The sequence below is a fragment of the bacterium genome, assembly GCA_009926305.1.
Taxonomy (GTDB): domain Bacteria; phylum Bdellovibrionota_C; class UBA2361; order UBA2361; family RFPC01; genus RFPC01.
In genome coordinates this window covers 1-1,380 of the sequence record RFPC01000227.1, presented here as the reverse complement: position 1 = coordinate 1,380, position 1,380 = coordinate 1, and the positions used below count along the sequence as shown (strand labels likewise).

At 45.4% G+C, this 1,380-nt stretch carries 1 protein-coding gene; it reads right to left on the bottom strand.

Annotated features, from left to right (window positions below):
* Window positions 1-1,106: hypothetical protein (locus tag EBR25_14055; protein ID NBW42093.1), on the bottom strand; the 1,106-nt coding region annotated here is incomplete at its 3' end.
* Window positions 1,107-1,380 lie beyond the last annotated feature (274 nt).

Sequence of the window (1,380 nt, the reverse complement as noted above, 5' to 3'; positions counted from 1 at the left end):
TTCTCATCCTTAGGCTTAGCTGGGCGATTAACTTTGCCCTTTTTACCTGATACAACTCCAAATTTCTTATCTATCGGGAAAGTAAACTCTTCTACATTTCCTTCTTCGTCTACAGCCTTAAAAGTGATAGCGTCAACTAGCTCGCCAGTTTTGTCATCTCTAGCCTTTTTTATCTGACTTAGGCCAGTTACTGTCAAGTCGCTTTTATCTTTACGACTAATAACATCACCGACGTTTAGGTCGATGAGAGAAGTAGGGATTATTTTCCTGTCAGAAGGAGCTTCCTTAGCTTTACCATCAAAGAGTTCTTCTAGAGCTGCAGACTTTTGCAGCATCTCGTCGCTAAGGCCGTCGGGGTTAGAATTAGGGGTAGTTAGTTTCCTGACATACTCTGCAGCTCTCTCAATTGCTTCGTCTTTATCGCCTGTTCTAAACGAGTACAAATCTGGGTCAATGTATAAAGCGAGCCCGCCTCTTTGGTTAACTACCCAGTTTGGGACGTCTTCAAGAACGTAGTCCGCATCGTCGCTTATCCAAACTGAATCTGAACGACTATCAATCTTTCCGTCTTCGTTAAGCTCATAAAACTCAGCGCCGTTTCGGCCTTTATCTTTTCCTACCCACCCCTCGGGGAATCCACGCTCTTTTGCATATTCTGGAGTAGCAAGTTTATAGTCTTTATAGTCATCGAGAAGCTGGTTGACTCGAGTCTCCTCCATATCTTTGGGGTATAAATCGTCTTCTTGTCTTTGTTCCCAGCCAATTCGAACACCATGGGCATTAACTACAGTGTGACCATCATCAGCCAGATAATAAGTTAGGTCGCCTCTTTCCCATACAAGGGTGCCGTCATCCATTCTTTTAATTCCATAATCTATTCCTGGCTTACCTGGAAAATAAGCATTAGGACCCCTACCGTACTCTTCTTTCATTGGGGTAGTTTCAAGAAGTTTGCCAAGCTCTTCCTTGCTCAGCTCTTCCATTCCTGGGGGAAGCTTTGCTAGAGGCTCCTGCTCGCGCTCTGCGCGGAAATCTTTGTCTTCTTTGTCGGTAAGACCGCCGTTTGCTAGTTCGATGTCTAGGTCGTCAGCTGGCTGAGGATTCATGTCCTCGAGCTTCTCTGGCTGCTCTGCCAAAGACTTAGGGAGAGTGTGCTGAAGGTCTGGGTCAATGCCCTTGCGTTCTAGAAAGTCGCGGTCAAGTTTAATTTGAGTGTCAAGCTCGCCGTTAGCTGGGTCAATCTCAACGACTGTGTTTTTTCTCAGCCCTAGCTCTGGAGCATCCTCCGTGAGCAGAGCTCTAATTTTATTCTTTTCGCCCTTTTTGCGAGTATATTCACGCTTAGTAAAGGCACTTTAAACTATGCCGAGCCTTTCTTTC